Here is a 20,414-nt window from a genome sequence, read left to right on the forward strand (position 1 = left end):
CATCGTTTGTTTCCTTATCTTTTGAACTTTCGGCGGTTCACAGATAGGGAGACTCACGATGATTCCCGTAATTGTCAAACTTTATGAGTCCCCCAGCAAAGCTGGGGGTTTACTTATTAGAAATTACAACAATGCAGCGAAGGCCCTTTTCATAAAACAGATTTTTCTATCGGTCATAGAGGAGCAGGTTTACAGTACCCTGAGCATTCAAAACAATCTTACGATGCGGCTATCCGTATGGGTGCGGGAATTGTGGAATGCGATGTTACCTTTACTAAAGACCGTGAAATGGTATGTCGTCACTCACAATGTGATTTACATACCACAACCGATGTTTTGGCACGTCCAGAATTAGCAGCTAAGTGCTCTACTCCCTTTGATGCTGCAAACCCTGAGGCAACAGAATGTTGTGCCAGTGACTTCACCTTAACAGAGTTTGAAAGTTTATGTGCCAAAATGGATGCTGCCAATACGAGTGCCACTACGGTAGCTGGCTATATGAATGCTACCCCTAATTTTCGTACTGATCTATATGCAGCTTGTGGCAAGGTAATGACTCATAAGGAAAGCATTGAGTTATTTAAAAAAGCAGGTGTAAAAATGACTCCTGAATTAAAAACACCTAGTGTAACAATGCCTTATCAAGGTGACTTTACCCAAGAAGCATATGCACAAAAAATGGTTGACCAATACAAATCAGCTGGAGTTCCTGCGACAGATGTGTTTTTACAGTCATTTAATTATAGCGATATCTTATATTGGATAAAAAATGAGCCTGATTTCGGTGCTCAAGCAGTGTTCTTGGATGGTCGATACGGTGAAACCGCTGCAGATACTGCACAGTATCCTAATTTTAACCCAAATGATGCGACGACATGGGAGCCTATGAGCATGGCTAAAATCGCAGCAGATGGTGTAAAATATATTGCACCGCCTATGTGGGTTTTAGTAACTGTTAATAGTGATGGAAAAATTGTACCTTCAGAGTATGCAATTCAAGCTAAAGCTGCTGGCTTAAAAATTATCACTTGGACTTTGGAGCGCTCAGGCCCATTAGAAAGTGGTGGTGGTTGGTATTATCAAAGTATTGCTAATGCAATCAATAATGATGGTGATATGTTAACTTTGTTGGATGTATTGGCTAAAGATGTTGGTGTCACGGGTATCTTTTCTGACTGGCCTGGAACGGTCACTTATTATGCAAATTGCATGGGCTTATAATTAAGCACTGAAATCTGTATCTAGGGTGGGTAAAGACAAGACCCATCCTTTTTCAGCTAGGCATAATGGCCAATCATTATGGTCAGAACATATTCTAATGCTGTCTAATTGATCAAACAAGCCTTATCAGCATAGATATTATCAGCAATAACAAACCGATCTCGCCCCTGTTTTTTAGCTAAATACAATGCATCATCAGCATTCTTTACCAATTGTTCAAAGCTTATATCGGGAGTAAACATTGCTAGGCCAGAACTAATAGTCACCTCCGTATCATTGCGCACAGCTATCATTATACGTTCAACAACTTTAGCAGCCATATCTAAATTAGCATCAGGCAGCACTATCAAAAATTCTTCACCACCAAAACGAGTTACCAAATCTTCTTCGCGCGCTACTTTTTCCAAACACGCTGCTACTTGCACCAAAACTTGGTCACCTTTTAAATGTCCATGGGTATCATTAAATCGCTTAAAAAAATCAATATCCAAAATAACAATTGAAAAAGGCATGCGACTACGCTGTGCCTGTGGAATTAACTTATCAATAAATAACTTCAAACCTCGTCTATTAATCAAGCTTGTCAAGATATCAATTATTGATTGATATTCACTATGCTGTCTTAATTTAATATTATCAACAACGACTCGATTACCATTTAGAGTCAAAAAGACTAGTACCAAATAAAAAAATGTATAAACAAAAGCAATTAAAAAATAATAAGGTTGTGCATCATATATAGTCTTAAAAACAAGCGAACAGCTCGTTGGTGTCAAAAATGCCAAAACCACCATAACAGATGAATTCGAAGAAATAGCACTACCTGATGACATCCCCATAAACACCATTGCGATAAACAGTAAAGCAATCAATGCATCATGGCTAAAAGGAAAAAAAACTAAAACCGAAAAAACAGTCGCAGTAAACACCGTCATTGCTACCCAAAAATACTCCCATTTCTGGATATTTTGTGGATTAATTTTGTCTACAGCTATTTGCCATCTGAACGCAATAATTAAACCTATTCGCCAAATCAGAGCAATAGAAAAAGCCCCTCCCCAAAAAACTAAATAATTAGTGGGCAATAGCTCTCTGACAGCAAAAAACAAGGTAAAAAAACCAACTAGCAGCCCATTAACAGCTATCGGAGCACTCTGGTAAAGTAAATTGATACGCTCAAAATCTATATCAACCAACCCATTTTTTTTCATAACAAAGCCTTATAATAGCTACTCCACTTACGGGCTCTAGGTATGACACCCTAAACAGAACTACTCCCTACAACCCGATATCAATGCTTTTAATAGATTGATTATATTTATAATTTCACTAAAAACTATAAATACACCTAAAAATCAATTTTAAAATATCCTATCAACCTGAATTCGTATAATTATTGCTGAAAACGTGGACATCAAGTATAAGAATTTATTAAAAAAATGAAATATTTCACCCTATGCCTTTGAATTATAATTAAAATATATTTTTAAAATAAAACTTACTACTCAGTAGCCTACTAGATTGTCATTCCGCAAATATACGCACTCAGTCAAACAACTGAGTGCGATCAATACTATTTACAGCTCAAATTCAGAGGCAGTCAGACCTAACTCTATCGCGATTCGACGCGCCATTGCTTTTTCATGGTCATCAAAATCGCCATCAGCAGCGCCAATAGCAATCACTAAACGCATAATCAATCGTGCAGCCTGGCTATTGTTTTTCATTTTACCAATTGCCTCAAAAGCCTTTGCCTCACCTAAATCATTATCAAATTCTAATTGATTAACAAATTCGCCAAATGCACCAATAATATCGGTCATTTTGAAAACAGATAATGGTTCATAGTTTTCAATAAATTTAACCATTTTACGTTTTTCTTCAGGTGAAATTTCACCATCGGCTAACGCTAATAAGGCAGAACCCGCCATTGCTGCTTGTAAAAAATCTTTATTCTTAAATTTCAAAGCTTCTGTTTTTAGCTCATTTGCTTTTTCTTTTAAGCCATCCATTAAATCTCTTAAACTCATCTTACTATCCTCTGTTGGTTATTATTAATTTAACTTACATCTTTAATTAAAGACACTGCCCGATAAGGTAGGTCAGCTTGGTATAGAATGCTTACTTGTTTTTCTTTTGCCAGTATACTTAAATGTGTTACTGCTGCATCATTTTTATCACGTAATAATACTAAATCTGGCACTCGTCGTAATAAAACCCGTGTTGCCTCACCTATGCCGGGTTTAATTCTATTTTCATCACTAATTTGATATTGCTGTTTTATGCGGACAATAAATGCTTTTGATTGCTGTTGCAAGGCTATACAATCAACCTCTGCCTGTTTGTCATGCTCACCGCTTAAACGTAACTTCTCAATACAGCTCAATAATTCGGTCACAAACCATTGTGATAAATCAGCCTCTGCAAACTGTTGATAATACACACAGCCATGAAAATCCTGTGCATTAATATAGTTCGCATTTAAAACCGAGCGACTGATTAATCCCGATAAGGTAGCGTTTAAAATGGATGAGGGAATTAAATAATCTTCCGCACTGGCCGCTACTGCGGCAACACCGGCTAAATCAACTAAAACATATAAGCCGGAATCAATATGCAGTGCGTAACGTTGATTAAAACCGTCAATACTCTGTTTTAGTTCACGGGCAATAACCCCCTTGCCTGTCCAGCCATCAACAAAAACAATACTACTGTCTTTATGTCGCGCTAAAATATAATTTAAGGCATTTTCATCGATACCCCGATCCCGAATAATCGAAATGGAATAATGACTGACCTCACGCTGAAAATACTGACTTAAGGTATGCTTTAATACAACGCCCACTGGCGTTCCTGCTCGCGCCAAAGAAACCAATACAATTTCACCTACCCGACATGCGGCAATTTTCTGCGCCAAACACAAGCAATCTTTCGCCATTTGCATTTGATTATCCTGCATGGCCTGGTGAAATAGTTGCATGTATTGTGCTGATGGCAAGCTTTCATGACTTAACATTTCGCTATAATGCCGTTGCTCTTGTTGAATACGACGTTCTTTTTCTTCCACCGAAGTATCAGGCACATCAATCACTTTTAGTAAAATCTGTACATCATTGGCATGATAACTGCCTGTAAATATAGCCCCACTCATACTAAACAACCGTGTAATTGGGTGTGTTTCGGGGTCATCACATAATCGCATAAAGCCATAAATGGTGCATCGCTTAAACTATCGCCCATGCCCATCGTGATGATTTCACCATATTCTTGCTCTAAAGCTTTAATACAGTACTCAACTGCATGCGATTTATTTACGCAATGCGGCAAAATGGTTAAAGAGTTATTATTTAAATAAACGTGAAAGTCGCTATAGTCTAGTAATAAAGGCTGAATGTAGACCTGTAATAAGCTTTGTAATGCAGAAGCACTCGCCTGAAGATGGCGTACTTCCACATAATAATCTAGGGAAGATTCTGTGGTAATGCGCACTAAAATACCGAGAGCCTGCTGCTGTGCATAGCGTTCAATAGCCTGTTTGATGGCGAGCAATGCAGCCGACAAGGCACTTAAAGGCGAACCTATTTGAGCGCGCCATTGATTATCTTCCATGCCGTCCGCATCTAAAATAGTAGCCCCATGATTTAAAATAGCCCCATCAAGACAAGGTACGCCTAAATCAACGCGCGCATAAGACGCTTGAGTTCTGGCTGTTGTGGGAATAATACGCCATTGCTCTGCCAAGGCATTCAATAATGCTCGTTGCTTAGGCAAAAAATAGGAACTAGGCTCACCAGCCAGGTTATAACTTGCTGGTGTTGCTTGATCTAGACTCGTACATTTTCTGGCAGTCTGAAATACCGTATCATCTAAATCAAGAAAGAGAAATTTTTCCATCGGCATAATAAAGTAAATCTGCATTGAAACGCTGTGCAAATTGAGTTAAAGAGTCACACACTGGCGTTTCATGGCAAATAATAATGTGCTCATATTGTCCTTCGCGCACGTTATATAAGTAATTAGGAATATTATCAGCATAATTATCCTGCAAGATTATTTTTTCCTGGATTGCTGCGCCTTTTAGTAAAGGTGAGCGTGCGGTAGATTGTACTTTTACAGCCCAGCCCTGTTGCTCTAAATAATAGGCGATTAAAAAAGCTAAATGGACAAATTCACCGGTGCCTAATACTAAAATTTTCGCACCAAAGTGCCACGTTTGCATTAATCCTTGTAATACAGTCTTATCCCATGCCATTTTTCCATAAATACCTAAGCGACCTGCTTTTAATGATAAGTTTTGACGTTTACATTCTGCCTTACTATTTACATTAGGTATTTGTGTGTATTGATAATTTGCATCACGCTTAAAATCAACCTGTGCCGATAAGGCATTGATAAACCTAACTTCTACGCCCACTAGTTGCTGTATCTTCACTTGGCGCTGTAAATCAATAAAGCTTAAAATGCTAACAATTAACACGCGCTGTAACTGTGGGTTTACTTTTTGATAGGCGGTGATTAAATTGATAAATGTTGTGCCAGTGGTGACCTCATCATCAATCAACACTAAGGTTTTCGCCTGCAAAAAAGTACTTTTTAAAGCTGTTTCATGCGGCACATATAAATAAAACTGACTGGCATGGCTATGCTGTTCTTGGAAATCGACGGCTTGAATCGTGTCTAAAAAGTAGCGTGAGGTATGGATAAAAAGGTGTTCTGTCTGCGTGGTTTGGTCTAAATAGGCCTCATAAACCCCCTGCCCTAAACCTGCTGCTGCTTCTGCCATACCAATAAAAACACTAGATCCCACAATTGATTTAGCCAATGCTTGTGCCAAATACTGATGCATACGTAACATTTCTGACGGCTGAGATGGCCAATATTTGGCTAATAACTTACTGACAAACATAAACCCGCGTTTAGGATTTTGCCGAGCTGCATAATCAGTCAGTTCATTAAGCTTAAAATCACTAGCCGCTAAGGTTAAACGTAACTCACCCGTGGGTAGCGAAACACTTATGATAGACAAAATAATGCCTTATAGTTGTATTTATATAATCTCATGGCATGAAAAAGGCCTCAGGCACGAACGGTACAACTATCGCGGCTAAAGCCTTTTTTACACAAGGTAAATATTGCTATTTAAACACTGACACCAAAACTAGCAGCCAATAGACCTAAACCACCTACAAAACCTTGGCCTACGGCTTTAAATTTCCAGTCGCCATTATGACGGTACAGCTCACCAAAAATCATTGCTGTTTCAGTACTTGCATCTTCAGATAAATCATAACGCGCAATTTCATTGTTATTATCGGCATTAACGACTCGCATAAAAGCATTGCTTACTTGGCCAAAATTCTGCTTACGTGTTTCAGCGTCATGAATAGTGACGGCAACAACAATGCGTTGAATAGTAGCCGGAACATTTGAGAGTGTAATTTCTACTACTTCATCATCACCATCACCTTCGCCAGTCGTGTTATCGCCCATATGCTGAACTGATCCACATGTTGACTTTAGGTTGTTATAAAAAATAAAATCAGCATCAGCTGATACTTTACCATCAGCGCCAAGCAAAAATGCCACAGCATCTAAGTCAAAATCTGCGCCATCTGTCGCGCGATTATCCCAACCTAAACCGACTGCCACTTTCGTTAATCCAGGTGCTTCTTTACTTAAATTAACATTACCGCCTTTACTTAATGATACTGCCATCCTTATATCCTCGTTGTTATGTAAATAGTGAGTTACGAACTTAAAACGGGGCATTCACCCTGTTTGTAAAGCAAATTTTTATGTGTCCCATGTTAAGTGGGTAGCCAAATAATGTTATAAATATTGCTGTTGAACTGTTTTTACAATCTGTTCTAGTTTGCTGTCTTTAGTCGCATCCCCAATAGCTGAGAATTTCCAAGCGCCATTATGACGATACATTTTACCCATGACCATTGCCACTGAACCAGCAAATTTTTCATCATTGGCAATATCATAAGTAGCAAAAATTTCATCTACTCGGCTTGGTGTACCTTCATAAATACGTACACTAGCAAAGGGGATATCTTTAAAATCTTGGTTTTTATATGAGTTTAGAATAAAAACAACTTGCGCTGCATTGCTATCAATAGCCGATAAATCAATGCTAACGACTTCATTATCTAAACCGTCATCACCACCAACATCCCCTTCCGTATCATCTCCAGAATGTTTAATACCCCCTTTCTTTGCTTGCAATTGACCAAAATAAACCAAATCCAATAAAGTCTTATTGCTATCAAACAAAGCGACAGACAAATCCAGGTCTACTGCGACCATTTTTTTGCCACCCAGTAGGCCTTTTTTCTCAATCGCCCCCCAGTTAGCACCGACACATAATTTCTGTAATGCGCCGCCACTTGATTTTTCAAGGCTGATACGTTGCCCTTTTTGTAATGAAATTGCCATTATTTTTCCTATTTAGATAAAAATTTTATTTTAGCTTTAGAATGAAAAACATTAAAAGCGCTCCTTAAACAAAAAAAGCTTTCAATACCAAAGAGACTATACCAGCTAGCATAACGCCCATCATCCATTTTAATAATAGCAATTCCTTATCAATATGATCAAAACGTTGTTCATGCTCAGCTACAGCCTCAGCGGCTTTTCTGGCTTTTTCTTCATCAGCACCTGCGGAAATAAAAACATCGTAAACTTCAGAAATCATTGTTGTCATTAGCAGTCCCCTCCTTTAGATAACAGGCTTATTTAAAGGTGTTTGCTTTAAATTTATTTGCACTGTCAGTTTCATTATCCTTTTTATACTGAATAGATGAATACACAGACAATGCAATTAATAAAGCCCCTGCTAATCCCGTAATCACTTCTGATACATGCACTGTCATACTGATCAACATAATTACTGCTAATATACCAATCGCATAATGCGCACCATGCTCCAAAAAGATATATTCATCTAATGTGCCTTGACGCACTAAATAAACGGTCAAGCTTCGTACAAACATGGCCCCCATAGCCAAACCCAGCATAATAATAACGACATCTTGGGTAATAGCAAAAGCACCAATCACGCCATCAAATGAAAAGGAAGCATCTAATACCTCTAAATAAATAAAACTCATCATGCCCGCTTTTTTGACCAGTCCGCTGACAGCATCACCTTCTTCCCCATCCTCAAATAATGCCGCTAAGCTATCCACAACAACAAATAAGATAACACCAAAAACACCAGCAACCAGTGCCTCTAAGCGCACATTTTCTGGCAGCAAGCCTTGTACAATCAACAAAAGGCTTAAGGCTACAATCACTTCAATAGCTTCTAATTTACCCCATGAAGCTAATTTTTCTTCAATATACCCCAGCCAATGAATATCTTTACCTTCATCAAAAATAAAAGAGAAAAATACCATTAACAAAAACATACCACCAAAGGCGGCAATTTGTATATGTGATGCCATTAAATGCTGAGCGTAAGTTTCAGTGTCATTTAAGGCCATATCTGTTACACCAGCAAAACTAATACCAGTTGCTACCGCGACAATCACAATGGGAAACAGTAAGCGCATGCCAAAAACGGCAACTAAAATCCCCCAAGTTAAAAAGTATTGTTGCCACTTATCATCCATTCGCTTTAAGATTGAAGCATTCACAACGGCATTATCAAAAGACAAACTCACCTCTAAAACACCCAGTATAGCTGTAATAAACACACCATAAACACCCGCCCATAGGTAGGATAATATGATACAGATAAGTGTAACAAAAAAAGAAAGACGAAAATGTTGCATAAAATTATCCCACTAGATATAAAAAATGACTTATCGCTTATTAAACAGTTGCGGTGATTTAACTTGTTGCTTTTCTTGCAAACAATGATAAGCCGCATTTTCAAAACGAATTCTCAAAGATTGCGTACTTTTATTTTCTTTAATAAATTTTTCAGCTTCAATTGCTGTTAAGTCTTTCAACATAAATTGGGCAATACACATACAAGGCTTAGCGTAACGTTTTTTATCGTATTCTTTATTATTCGATTGAGCCACTTCTCTATCCACACACTGTTCGGCAAAATCATGCTCAAACACATGTTTCTGTATATCGGTTACAACGCCATCATGTGTATGATCAAAAGGGTTGTGAACCTGACTAACTTTCTGTTTAGGTTCATCATCAGAGCAAGCGCTCAAAATAAGTACCAAACTTAAACTTATCGCTAATGAACCTAATCTAAATATGTTTTTCTTTTGCATAATGACCAACTAAAAAAATAAATAATGTTTACACTTGATAGAGGGAGTTGAGGTGCTTCGCACCTCAGCGCATCCTATCCTACGTCTGCTATTTTAACTTAATAGCTAACAAGAAGAACGAGAATCATAGTGACTCCTTCTTAAATTTATAGTCATAACTTGTTGGCTGAAATTTTCCAATAATTGAAAAGCTAACTGTAGCAGTACATAGCTTGCAAGATTATTTGTTACCGTTGAGTACAATGGGAAAACTTTAGCGCGTTACTTTTTCATAAATAATAAACTAAAAGTGACGGGGACAGCCATATTAATATTTTGTAACTTGGCAATTTCACGTAATTTATTAAGCCCTGCTAGTAAGTTAAATTTACTTAAATTAACGATAAGTGGCTGCTTAGAAAAAACTAATAATTTGCCTTCTTTTAGTTTTATTACTTGCACAACTACCGGCACAGTTTGCTTTACTCCATGTAAATTAATAACGGCATCTAATGACATTTCTTGACTATACCCTAGCTTGATTGCTTTTATATCTGCGGCATCTATTTTCAAGCTAACTGTTGCTTGTGGAAATTTAGCAACATTAAAAAATAGTTCACGTAAGCGCTCATCTCTAATATCAATACCTGTATCAACACTACTTAAATCAACTGTTAAAGTCGCTAGACTTTGCTTAATACTGCCCTGCATAATATCAAAGCTTTGTACTTCCGTTTTGCTAGCATTTTTAGTGGTAATAAAGTTTAAGACTGACTGGTCTTTCTCCAACACCCAGTCAGCCAAAATAGACTGTGATAGCATTAATAAGCTAAAAAATATTATTTTTTTCATGATTTATATCCCTACGTTTTAAAAAATTATTTTTGAGCTGTAAATATACCGTATTCAACCAGTTTATTATAGAATAAATGATGTTGCGCTAGGCCAACTTTAAAATTAGCGGTCTGAGTTTCATTACGCATACCTAACCACTGACTAATTTTTTGCACAGGCTGTAAGCGTTTGGCCACTTTATACATATAATCGACAGAAGGCATCGTTTGCTCTGTAATATCATCATATCTAATCTGTTCAAACTTATTGTCAATTAATAGCTGTTCAAACTCAGCACGCAAACATAAATTAGGCACAGCCCAACCATTCAAACAATCTACCACGAATGGCCAATCTTGATCAGAAATCTCACTGCTAGTCAAAAATCCATCACAGACTACAACGCACCCGCCTTTACGCAATAAGCGATAAGCTTCACGCAGAAAATCCCCCTTATTTAAGGCATGACAAACACTTTCTAAGCCCCAAACGATATCAAAACTCTCATCAGGGTAAGGGGTATTACAAAAATCAGACACATCAAACTCAACTAAATCAGCTACACCATGACGTTTTGCGTGCAAGCCTGCATAGTGCGCTTGCTTAGCACTGATGGTAATGGCCTTCATCTTATTGCCATGATTTTTAGCCATCCAGATTGAACTACCACCAATACCACAGCCCGCATCAAGCACTTTATCAACTGGCTTTATCCCTGCTGCATCATACAATTTCTGATTTTTATTAAGCAAAGATTGGGTATGTGACTGGGTATTTTTATCCCAATAACCATAATGTAATGCGAGATCATTCCGGTTACTCCAAGCAAACAAATAATCCCAATAGCATGCATCATAATGCCTAACAGCATCTGCTCTTAATGCTTCTGGTGATGCATTAGCATCACTTTGCAAAGGACCATCACGATAGTCTTGGTTTGGTTTAATAATGTGCATGTTTAATTTTTATTTTTTTCTATTAAGGTAAGGCGTATGTTTTATACGGTTTGTTTAACAAAGCTAAATTTAGCTTTTACTTTAGAAGCCAGTATTAGAGCAGGGCCAGCACCTGCCATTGCGACAGCATCGACCAAACAGTACCACGCTGCTACACCGCTAGGTGGGTTTCCTTGCGTTAAACCAGAAGCAGGATCAATAGGGGCCCATGCCCACGTCCCTGCACTGGTTCCAATTAACTCTAACCATGTGGTAATAAAAAAAGCGCCCAAATAAATCATCGGAGACTTACCTTTAAATAAATAAATTAAAAATACCACAAACAAAATAGCCCCAACTTGATCACTACGCTCTGCATAAGAAGTTAACCCCCAAATTGACCATGTGCCACAAGATACAATAATAAAAGCAGCTATAGCACGTGCATGGCGCAAGAAAAAACCAGAACGCGCCAAAATAACTGCCGTTAGATAAACCATGCCATGTCCAGCAGGAACATACAGAGGGACACTACCAAAACGATAGATATATCCTTGCATATAAGGAGATGCAAATAATTCACCTATTGTTGCAAATATTAAAGCCACACAAACTTGTGCACGGACTAATTTTGACTCACGGGCTAGTAGGACAGCTAAAAAAATATAACCAAAAAATGCCAATACCCATTGTAGCTTTTGCGGGGCAAAACCATCTAAAGTCAAGCAAATGGCAGTGCAGCTAAAAGTAAAAGCAACAATTTTATAATCAAGAATATTATGAGCATAAGCCACTCCAGGCTTAGGAAAATTGCGCAACATATAAAGCTCACTCCTATCTGTTAATTTATATTTCAGTCAATAACCGTTCAAAATTTCTCTAGAAAACATCAAAATATTTCCGTTATGACTTTATGCTAGTCAGTCCAACAGGCACAAGCTTTAGTGGGAATCTATATCAACCAATAGATTCCCACTAAATATTTCGAAAATAATAATATTGTTAGAAGAGTCTATGAACAGTTATCCTAGGCACTATTTTAACATAGCATTCCAGTCAGGTATTTATACAAACCAATAGGCAACGAAAAGATAGCGCACTAATTTTCCAAAAAAAATAAATAGTACAGCCATTAAAACAGGTAATTTTAGCCAACCTCCTGCAAAACACAAACCATCACCGACAACCGGCAGCCATGACAAAAGTAAACTCCAGTTACCCCAACGGCGCACCCAAGTCAGTGATTTCTGCTTTTTTTTATCTAAAACATGCTCGGCAGGATATTTCTTTGCCGCCAAAGCCCCTAACCACCAAGTTGTTAATGCCCCTAAAGTATTACCAATAGTAGCAATAGCAACAAGCAACATTACCGGCTGTAACTGTTCTGCCACTAAATAAGCCAGCACCGCTTCCGAGCCACCCGGTGCAATCGTAGATGAAACAAAAGCACTAACAAATAACCCCCAAAGTTCTAGCACCTAATCATTCTCTCTTTATCAATAGTCATAAAAAACAGCAATTCTCAATTTAGGATTTCTCATATTTCTGGTATCGGAATTTCTAGCCCTCTCAGCATAAATTCCAGTAATGATTGCCAGCTATCTGTTGTTATTTGTTCGACTGTCTCTATCACTTATAGAATTTTTTTGGGGTAAGGAATTGGATTTATTTTATCACTGAATCCTAAATTGAGAATTGCTGCATAAAAAAGCCCCTATTGATGCTCTCAATAGGGGCTTAACCGAAGTTTAAAATAAAAAGCGAACTAGCGCTTCTTTACTAAATTAACCAACCAAGAAATTACTTTTACTACGATATCAACAGCCTGCTTAACTAGCCTGACAAGGTATATGAAGACTTCACCAGCACTCATACCACTAAATTTACGTACTAATAAAGGTGCAAGAATTAAACCGATGGCTAAACCAATAATAGTAAGCCCTGAAAAATAAGAGTCATTGCCAACAACCTTATCCTTCATTTCAGTAAATTCTTCAACTACGGTATCAGATAAGCTTTCTTCCGATATTTCATCAGCATAGTTATCTTGGATCACATAGGCTGTCACACCAGGAATACTAGGTAAATCACCATTACCCTTGCCAATTTTTAACTGGCCTTTCATACCTTTTTCCATATGCTGTGCGATATCGCAATGCACTAGATAAGTTTTATCTCCCGGTGGAAAAATTAATGTGCCTGTTACTTTGCCTGGTCCTGTCACCTCCAGGTGAAACATCCCTTTAGGATACAGGTACTTGGGTAGACCATGCATCATCCACTGGTGACGCACATTATCATCATTAACAAAATGCACCGTTAATTTAGTACAAGGTTCAAATTGGTACTCCTGAACATCAAAAGCAAACATACGCCCTGGAAATTTTTTCGCATATTTATGCCCTGCATGTACAGTAATTTCTTTTGTTGCAGAAATTCTGTCACAACCACCCGGCAAAGTATCAGTATTTTGCCCCATGACCATACCCCCAGTCATGTCCATCAAATGGCCATCACCGTGGTTCATCATTGACGTATGATCTTCAAATTCTTTTTCTGCAAAAACGGGTGCTGACAACGCCAAACTTAGTGCCGCTATTGATAAATACTTAATCATTATCATTTCCCCCCTTTTAGTGAAGAAATCAAGGCAATTACTTTAGCGCGGTTAACGACTAATAAGTATGCACATAACCCCAAAAACAAACCAAAAACTAGGTTTCTAAATGAATTATCCGTTGGTGCTTGAATATCTGCAGACCCTGGCGTTACATCTGGAGGTGCCATTTTACTGGCTGGTGGTGCTACATAGCCTTCAGCATCAACCTCACCCAAGCTATTCCACTCATCAATATTTTGCCAAACTGGCAATTTACGGTCGTGAAATTTCTTGGTAAATAAAGGCATAACACTTTCACCAATCCCCATAGGTAAACCCACTTCATTCAGGTATTTCTTATACACTAAAGCACTGACGTTGCCCCCTGGATTCATACCATTGGTAGTAATCCCTTTTTCACGATGGTCATGAAAAATCCAAATACCTTCGCCATAATTGTGAAAACCATCATCGGTCGTATTAATTTTTATATCATTACGCTGTGCAGGTGCAATATTATAAACATCGCGCGTAATCTGCGCGATGGGATTATGCTCAACACCATCATAATGAGTAATTGTCCCTTTATGCCCATGCGTGTGCATAGCCAAAGTTTCACCTGAACTATTAAAAATACGCAGTTTTATATTTTTATCTGGCTCAGCAACAATAATAGATTCTCTTAAGGTATATGGAAACGAACGACCATTGAGCGTGTGATAATCTTCTGTTGAATCAGTCATATCATATTCACGGTTCATTTTTTTCGCAATTAACCGAGGGTCATTATATTTTTGGATAATACTGTGCAACTCGTTATCCATCGCATGATAATGTAAGTCATATTCACTATCATAATCTTCTAAAATCGCTTTCGATGGATGGCGTACCTCTCCTGCACCAACATTAAATGTTTGCACCCAGTTATTCGGGCGGTTCTCTTCTACAACAAACATTCCAACTAAGCCCATTGCTAGGTGGACATGGGTTTGTACATGACAATGGTAAACAAAAGTGCCGGGTACACGTGGGCGTATTTCATACGTTTTACTCTGCCCTGGCAAAACAAATTTATCACTTGTTTGTGGTACACCATCATTTCCTTCCCCCGAACTATCCACCCACGGATGATCTATGCCATGTAAATGAATCGTATGTGGAAAGTAATGCGTATTCTCCAACTGTATCCAAATCGTATCGCCCTGCTCTACCCTAATAACCGGAGATGGCGCTCTTAGCAGTGGATTAGCATCAACCCCAACAAAACTGTTAGTCGCCATACCACGCGACTTAGGTGCAAACACCCACATACCTGGCTGTACCCCAGGCGCTATATCAAAAGTAGGCACTAAGCCTTTAAAGTCTGGTGAATGTCCATTTAACTCAGCAACTTCCAATTTAATAATAATTAAGTCAGGGTCTCCATCCCCATCCATATCATTCTTTTTAATAATCGCATCGGCTGCATAATAAGTATTCATCAATGTTGCCATTGATACATTATTCGTGCCTTTCACCTCAACAGCGATATCCGACGGATTATCGGGACTACAACGCAGCGACTCCTGCATAGCAACTCCGTCAACGGTCTGAGCGACACGCCATTCCGGATTATTTTCATTACAAGGTGATTCAACTTCACCGCGATCTATTTCTACTGATTTAGGTAAACTGACAACAGCTGAAGCCGCGAACGGCATCAGCATGACAGCAGTACCCAATAGTATTCCTAAAGGATTTTTCTGCATTATTTATACCCTAAAAATAAAGGAAATGGGGCTTTAAGCTTTTTTGATATTCTCAATAATTTCATCGACTTTCTTTTTAAAGCCAGCATGAGAAAGATACAGAACATATAGACCCGCCAAAGCAAATAGTAGATACATAAACATAGTTTTTGAACTTGTCACTGCTCCTTTACCTGCAACAAAACTCATGTGCGCATCTAATCGCTCACCGTTATCTTTTACTAAGGTGATATGTATTAAATATTTACCAACTTCAGGCACGCCGTTAGGTAGTTTTAAAATAACTGATCCTGATTTATGCTTTTTTGCTGGCATAAAGAAAATTTGTGTACCTTCTGGCTCTTTAGTTACTTCAAATTCAACCGCCATATTACGAAATCTAATATCTTGATAATCGAATACCAACTGTGTCATTGTTCCTATATCAGGAAGGTTTCCACAAAAATCTTCCGCTGGATAAGCCAGTGGCTGGTAAGCGGTATAATGAATCCAATGATCTGGCTCTAATTCAAATTTACACTGATCGGTATCTGTACCTGCAGCACCACCATGCGCCCATAATGTTGCAGAAAAAAACAAACCCGCAAGCGCTAATAAACTTGACTTTACGATACTTTTTTTCATAACTTCTTCCTCTTAAAATATTATTATAATTCTTGATTTCTGTTATTCCACCACCAAACTAAATAGGGTGCAAATAAAAGTAAAACTCTATCATATAGACCTGTACAAAGAAAGGTTATTCCTTTAGCTATCACTAGCTGTTTTTTATTATATCAGATAGTACTTATATTGCTATTGCTATTGCTATCCCTCTCAGCTTTTCGTAAAATTTTAAACATTATCTTTCCGCAACCTTAAGGTTCATCAATGTCTCATCTAACAAACTCCTCAGAATGGCAGGCTTTAAAAGCCCACCAACAAGATGTTAACCCATTACATATCAGAGACTTATTTGCAGCCGATCCCAGCCGATTTAACAGCTATTCAATATTATTTGATGACCTTTTGTTTGACTATTCAAAAAATAGAATCACCGAAGATACGTTACCCTTACTCTTTAAATTAGCTAATGCGTGCCAATTAAAAACACATATTACCGATATGTTTTCTGGTAAACGTATTAATAAAACAGAAAATCGCGCTGTTTTACATACAGCGTTGCGCAATCGCAGTAATACGCCTGTTTATGTCGATGATGTTGACGTTATGCCACAAATCAATCATGCCTTACAAAAAATGCGTGATTTTTGCAGCGCAGTCCACTCTGGAGAATGGACTGGCTATACAGGTAAGCGTATTACCGATATCGTCAATATCGGTATCGGTGGCTCAGATTTAGGCCCCAAAATGGTCACTAAGGCACTAACACCTTATGCTATTGAGGGTATGAGCGTGCATTTTGTGTCTAATATTGACCAAGCAGACTTAGTCGAAACGCTGTCCCAAGTCCCACCAGAAACGACTTTATTTTTAGTGGCATCGAAAACATTCAGCACTCATGAGACCATGACCAATGCTTCTTCGGCGCGCTCTTGGCTATTAAATCATGCAAATAATGATAAATCAGCTGTCGCAAAACATTTTATTGCCCTGTCTACACACAAAACGAATGTCGCAGAATTTGGCATAGATACTCATAATATGTTTGAATTTTGGGATTGGGTTGGTGGGCGTTATTCTCTCTGGTCTTCTATCGGGCTATCAATTGCCTTGTATCTAGGCATGGATAATTTTGAAGAATTATTAACCGGAGCACACGAAGCAGACAAGCACTTCCAAACAACACCATTCGAAAAAAATATCCCTGTCATTATGGGATTATTAGGCATTTGGTATAACAATTTCTTTGGTGCCGAATCACATGCTATGTTGCCTTATGCCCATACTATGCAATTTTTTGCTGACTATTTCCAACAGGGCGACATGGAAAGTAATGGCAAAAGCGTTGACTTGGAAGGTCACCCTACTGATTACAGCACAGGGCCTATTATTTGGGGGCAGCCAGGTACTAATGGCCAGCATGCTTTTTACCAGTTGATTCATCAGGGCACTAAATTAATTCCTTGTGATTTCCTAGCGCCCGCTCAAAGCCATTATGACCTAGCTGAGCATCACGACATCCTTATTTCCAATTTTCTAGCGCAAACCGAAGCCTTGATGAAAGGCAAAACTGCCGAGGAAGTTAAAGCTGCACTAGGCAGTGATGCCAGTGAGAACCTTATTGCTGCAAAAGTATTTTCAGGCAACAGACCGACTAACTCATTTCTATTTGAAAAATTAACCCCCCATACTCTCGGTAAATTAATCGCCCTGTATGAACATAAAATTTTTGTACAAGGAAAAATTTGGAATATCAATAGTTATGACCAAATGGGCGTAGAACTAGGTAAGATTCTAGCCGTAAAAATATTACCACAACTTGAAAGTGATACCCCAGTGACATCACACGATAGCTCTACCAATGGCTTAATTAATTACTACAAAAAAATACGCTAAGCCTGACTTTGTGCTGTTACAACGCTTTTTTCTAATACTGCTGATCCCCTTATTAAGCGCATGTGATGCGCCTCAAGGTGAATCAGCAGTAGAAAAAATAACACCTGTTCCAGATATTCAATACGCCAACCAACTGGATCGGGTCAAAAAAACTGGATTATTAACGGTATTAACCCGTTATGATCCAACCACTTATTATGAAGGCGCTACTGGATTTTCTGGCTTAGAATATGATTTAGTACAGTTATTCGCTCAACATTTGCAAGTCAAAACCAAGTTCATTATTCCCGACACTTTTGCGCAAATTTTAAAAAAAACTCAAGCAGGTGAAGCTGATTTTTCTGCTGCCGGCATAACGATCACCTCAGACCGCCAGCAACAATTCTTATTCACCCCCCCCCTACCAAGAAATCACCGAACAAATCATCTTTCGCTCAGGCACTAAACGACCCAAAACTGTGGCAGATTTGAGCAATGGAATTTTAGAGATTGTGCAAGATACTAGCCATGTCGAAACGCTATTACACTTACAAAAAAGTAACCCAAACTTACAATGGCTTACCAATAAAAATTTAGATACTGATGGATTACTGTACCTCATTAACGCAAGACTTATTGATTACACTATTGCCGACTCCAATCAAATCATATTAATTCGGCGTTTTTACCCCAAACTCAATGTTGCTTTTGATATTAGTCCGCCCCGACAACTTGCTTGGGCCTTTCAGAAGTCAACAGATACCAGCCTTTACGATGAGGCCACTCAATTCTTTAATGAGATCACCAAAAATAAAGTACTGGAACAGCTTCTTGAGCGTCATTATGGACATACCCGAAATATTAAGTATGTTGGTAATTGTACCTTCCGCTTACATTTTGAAAGCCGACTACCTCAATACCAAGCTTTATTCCAAGAAGCTGCTAAAAAATACGCTTTTGACTGGCGAATATTAGCGGCTATTAGCTATCAGGAATCGCACTGGAATAAAGATGCTGTTTCCCCTACAGGTGTAAAAGGACTAATGATGCTAACGAGAGCAACTGCCAAACAATTAGGCGTAAAAGACAGAGCCAATGCTAAAGAAAGTATTTTCGGGGGGGGCGCGCTACCTAAAACAGCGCCTTAAAAAAATCCCCCAACGAATTCCTGAACCAGACCGCACTTGGTTTGCCTTAGCCTCCTACAATATAGGCTTTGGTCACTTAGAAGACGCACGCATTATTACCCAAAAATTAGGTAAAGATCCTGATAAATGGGTCGATGTTAAACAAATATTACCTTTACTAACAAAAAAAAAATGGTATTCTAAAACCAAGCATGGCTATGCCAGAGGTAAAGAACCTGTCATTTATGTAGACAATATTCGTGCTTATATAGATTTGCTACTCTGGTATACCAATCATAAAGAAATTGAAGAAATAACAGCAATGCCCCCAATAACACTTCAAGCTCATTAAACTGCACATAAGTTGTATAAACCTTTTATGCTTCTGCTAAACTTTTCTATTACGACAAAAGGAATATTCGGTATGCTAACTAAAACTTTAACCCTTCTCGCTCTCAGCTCTACACTAATAGGCTGCGCCCATACATCTGGCGGCATTGCACCGTCTAATATCCCCCTTGAGCCAGGAAGTTACCGTGAACTAGGTAAGGCGGTTGGAGGCGACTGCCAATATAAACTTTTAGGACTCATTCCACTGTCAGGCGGCAATCAAACCCATTCTGCCTTAGAGGATGCTCTAGAGGACATCCCTAATACAACAGCATTAGTGCAAATTACATCAGATACTTATTCACAATACTGGATTTTATGGAGCAATACTTGTACGCAAGTTTATGGTACAGCCGTAACTACAAAATAAGTGGCATGCAAATAACAACCCTAGTAAAATAAGTATGTCAGAAAGCAGTGTTTGAACTTAAAGGCATTAAAGCTTGTTATCAGTTGTTGTTCTGTAATCGCCATACATTTTTATATTTTAAGGAGTTTTCTAATGGCAACAGGTAAAGTAAAGTGGTTTAACAACACAAAAGGCTTTGGTTTTATTGAGCAAGCTGACGGCGGTGACGATGTCTTTGTTCACCATTCAGTTATACAGGGAGACGGGTTCAAAACACTAGAACCTGATCAAGTTGTCACTTACGATGTGGAAAATGGCGCAAAAGGCTTATCTGCACTTAACGTAAAAGTTCAATAAGACACGGCTACGGATTTAAGGCGGGACACATGAGGATAACGTGATTCAGGCGAAAATTATTTATTACCTTCCATGAAGGGAGGCAATTTTTCTTCATTCGTCTCATGCTCTGCATCATAAAAAGTTATCCCGTGTTAAATGTATAGTCAAATAC

At 38.4% G+C, this 20,414-nt stretch carries 23 protein-coding genes and 1 pseudogene; 7 read left to right on the forward strand and 17 right to left on the reverse strand.

What is annotated here, in order from left to right; translation table 11 throughout:
- Positions 1 to 120: 120 nt before the first annotated feature.
- Positions 121 to 1,221: pseudogene (locus tag BQ7314_RS11690) on the forward strand (glycerophosphodiester phosphodiesterase family protein); the annotation flags it as partial.
- A gap of 104 nt (positions 1,222 to 1,325) precedes the next feature.
- Here the strand turns inward: BQ7314_RS11690 and BQ7314_RS11695 are convergent.
- The 17 genes from BQ7314_RS11695 to BQ7314_RS11775 all read right to left on the reverse strand — a co-directional run bounded on the left by BQ7314_RS11695 (position 1,326) and on the right by BQ7314_RS11775 (position 16,183).
- Positions 1,326 to 2,432 carry a GGDEF domain-containing protein gene (locus tag BQ7314_RS11695; RefSeq protein WP_174483871.1) on the reverse strand — a complete coding sequence of 369 codons (1,107 nt, stop codon included), beginning with the start codon at positions 2,430 to 2,432 and terminating at the stop codon, positions 1,326 to 1,328.
- Between the two features lie 366 nt (positions 2,433 to 2,798).
- Entirely contained in the window at positions 2,799 to 3,251 is a 453-nt protein-coding gene (locus tag BQ7314_RS11700) for a tellurite resistance TerB family protein (protein WP_174483872.1), read from the reverse strand.
- Between the two features lie 29 nt (positions 3,252 to 3,280).
- Positions 3,281 to 4,372, reverse strand: coding sequence for a cysteine protease StiP family protein (locus tag BQ7314_RS11705; protein WP_174483873.1), 1,092 nt, complete (start codon positions 4,370 to 4,372; stop codon positions 3,281 to 3,283).
- A complete protein-coding gene (locus BQ7314_RS11710; RefSeq protein ID WP_174483874.1) occupies positions 4,369 to 5,115 on the reverse strand; it encodes an HAD family hydrolase in 747 nt (248 codons plus the stop codon). The genes BQ7314_RS11705 and BQ7314_RS11710 overlap by 4 nt, the downstream gene beginning before the upstream one ends.
- The gene (locus BQ7314_RS11715) at positions 5,093 to 6,247 is read right to left on the reverse strand and encodes a phosphoribosyltransferase domain-containing protein (RefSeq protein ID WP_174483875.1); all 1,155 of its coding nucleotides are present in this window, start codon (positions 6,245 to 6,247) and stop codon (positions 5,093 to 5,095) included. Before BQ7314_RS11715 ends, BQ7314_RS11710 begins: the two co-directional genes overlap by 23 nt.
- 113 nt (positions 6,248 to 6,360) lie before the next feature.
- Positions 6,361 to 6,936 carry a TerD family protein gene (locus BQ7314_RS11720; protein ID WP_174483876.1) on the reverse strand — a complete coding sequence of 192 codons (576 nt, stop codon included), beginning with the start codon at positions 6,934 to 6,936 and terminating at the stop codon, positions 6,361 to 6,363.
- Between the two features lie 114 nt (positions 6,937 to 7,050).
- Complete coding sequence (locus BQ7314_RS11725; RefSeq protein WP_174483877.1) at positions 7,051 to 7,662, reverse strand: TerD family protein; 612 nt, start codon at positions 7,660 to 7,662, stop codon at positions 7,051 to 7,053.
- 64 nt (positions 7,663 to 7,726) lie between these two features.
- The gene (locus tag BQ7314_RS11730) at positions 7,727 to 7,930 is read right to left on the reverse strand and encodes an integrase (protein WP_174483878.1); all 204 of its coding nucleotides are present in this window, start codon (positions 7,928 to 7,930) and stop codon (positions 7,727 to 7,729) included.
- A gap of 28 nt (positions 7,931 to 7,958) precedes the next feature.
- Entirely contained in the window at positions 7,959 to 9,002 is a 1,044-nt protein-coding gene (locus BQ7314_RS11735; protein ID WP_174483879.1) for a DUF475 domain-containing protein, read from the reverse strand.
- A 30-nt stretch (positions 9,003 to 9,032) separates the two neighbouring features.
- A complete protein-coding gene (locus BQ7314_RS11740; RefSeq protein WP_174483880.1) occupies positions 9,033 to 9,464 on the reverse strand; it encodes a hypothetical protein in 432 nt (143 codons plus the stop codon).
- Positions 9,465 to 9,725: 261 nt separating this feature from the next.
- A complete protein-coding gene (locus tag BQ7314_RS11745; RefSeq protein ID WP_174483881.1) occupies positions 9,726 to 10,295 on the reverse strand; it encodes a YceI family protein in 570 nt (189 codons plus the stop codon).
- A gap of 26 nt (positions 10,296 to 10,321) precedes the next feature.
- On the reverse strand, positions 10,322 to 11,233 hold the full coding sequence (locus tag BQ7314_RS11750; RefSeq protein WP_174483882.1) for a class I SAM-dependent methyltransferase: 912 nt from the start codon (positions 11,231 to 11,233) through the stop codon (positions 10,322 to 10,324).
- Between the two features lie 41 nt (positions 11,234 to 11,274).
- Positions 11,275 to 12,033, reverse strand: coding sequence for a hypothetical protein (locus tag BQ7314_RS11755; RefSeq protein WP_174483883.1), 759 nt, complete (start codon positions 12,031 to 12,033; stop codon positions 11,275 to 11,277).
- Positions 12,034 to 12,276: 243 nt separating this feature from the next.
- Entirely contained in the window at positions 12,277 to 12,690 is a 414-nt protein-coding gene (locus BQ7314_RS11760) for a YqaA family protein (protein WP_174483884.1), read from the reverse strand.
- 287 nt (positions 12,691 to 12,977) lie between these two features.
- A complete protein-coding gene (locus BQ7314_RS11765) occupies positions 12,978 to 13,829 on the reverse strand; it encodes a copper oxidase (protein ID WP_174483885.1) in 852 nt (283 codons plus the stop codon).
- A gap of 2 nt (positions 13,830 to 13,831) precedes the next feature.
- Positions 13,832 to 15,559 carry a multicopper oxidase domain-containing protein gene (locus BQ7314_RS11770; RefSeq protein WP_174483886.1) on the reverse strand — a complete coding sequence of 576 codons (1,728 nt, stop codon included), beginning with the start codon at positions 15,557 to 15,559 and terminating at the stop codon, positions 13,832 to 13,834.
- Between the two features lie 33 nt (positions 15,560 to 15,592).
- Positions 15,593 to 16,183: a hypothetical protein gene (locus BQ7314_RS11775; protein WP_174483887.1), complete on the reverse strand. Its 591-nt coding sequence runs from the start codon at positions 16,181 to 16,183 to the stop codon at positions 15,593 to 15,595.
- 246 nt (positions 16,184 to 16,429) lie between these two features.
- On the opposite strand from BQ7314_RS11775, the gene pgi reads away from it, so the two are divergent.
- The 6 genes from pgi (at position 16,430) to BQ7314_RS11795 (ending at position 20,260) form a co-directional block, all read left to right on the forward strand.
- Positions 16,430 to 18,058 carry a glucose-6-phosphate isomerase gene (gene pgi, locus BQ7314_RS11780; protein ID WP_174483888.1) on the forward strand — a complete coding sequence of 543 codons (1,629 nt, stop codon included), beginning with the start codon at positions 16,430 to 16,432 and terminating at the stop codon, positions 18,056 to 18,058.
- Positions 18,059 to 18,068: 10 nt separating this feature from the next.
- Positions 18,069 to 18,503, forward strand: coding sequence for a transporter substrate-binding domain-containing protein (locus tag BQ7314_RS16135; protein ID WP_280953886.1), 435 nt, complete (start codon positions 18,069 to 18,071; stop codon positions 18,501 to 18,503).
- A gap of 13 nt (positions 18,504 to 18,516) precedes the next feature.
- Positions 18,517 to 19,185 carry a transglycosylase SLT domain-containing protein gene (locus tag BQ7314_RS16140; RefSeq protein WP_425356649.1) on the forward strand — a complete coding sequence of 223 codons (669 nt, stop codon included), beginning with the start codon at positions 18,517 to 18,519 and terminating at the stop codon, positions 19,183 to 19,185.
- Complete coding sequence (locus tag BQ7314_RS15955; RefSeq protein WP_280953887.1) at positions 19,133 to 19,516, forward strand: transglycosylase SLT domain-containing protein; 384 nt, start codon at positions 19,133 to 19,135, stop codon at positions 19,514 to 19,516. The genes BQ7314_RS16140 and BQ7314_RS15955 overlap by 53 nt, the downstream gene beginning before the upstream one ends.
- Before the next feature lie 72 nt (positions 19,517 to 19,588).
- Complete coding sequence (locus BQ7314_RS11790) at positions 19,589 to 19,924, forward strand: hypothetical protein (protein ID WP_174483889.1); 336 nt, start codon at positions 19,589 to 19,591, stop codon at positions 19,922 to 19,924.
- A gap of 132 nt (positions 19,925 to 20,056) precedes the next feature.
- Positions 20,057 to 20,260 carry a cold-shock protein gene (locus tag BQ7314_RS11795; RefSeq protein WP_174483890.1) on the forward strand — a complete coding sequence of 68 codons (204 nt, stop codon included), beginning with the start codon at positions 20,057 to 20,059 and terminating at the stop codon, positions 20,258 to 20,260.
- The last annotated feature ends 154 nt before the right edge of the window (positions 20,261 to 20,414 follow it).

Source organism: methanotrophic endosymbiont of Bathymodiolus puteoserpentis (Logatchev) (assembly GCF_900128525.1).
Taxonomy (GTDB): Bacteria; Pseudomonadota; Gammaproteobacteria; order Methylococcales; family Methylomonadaceae; genus Methyloprofundus.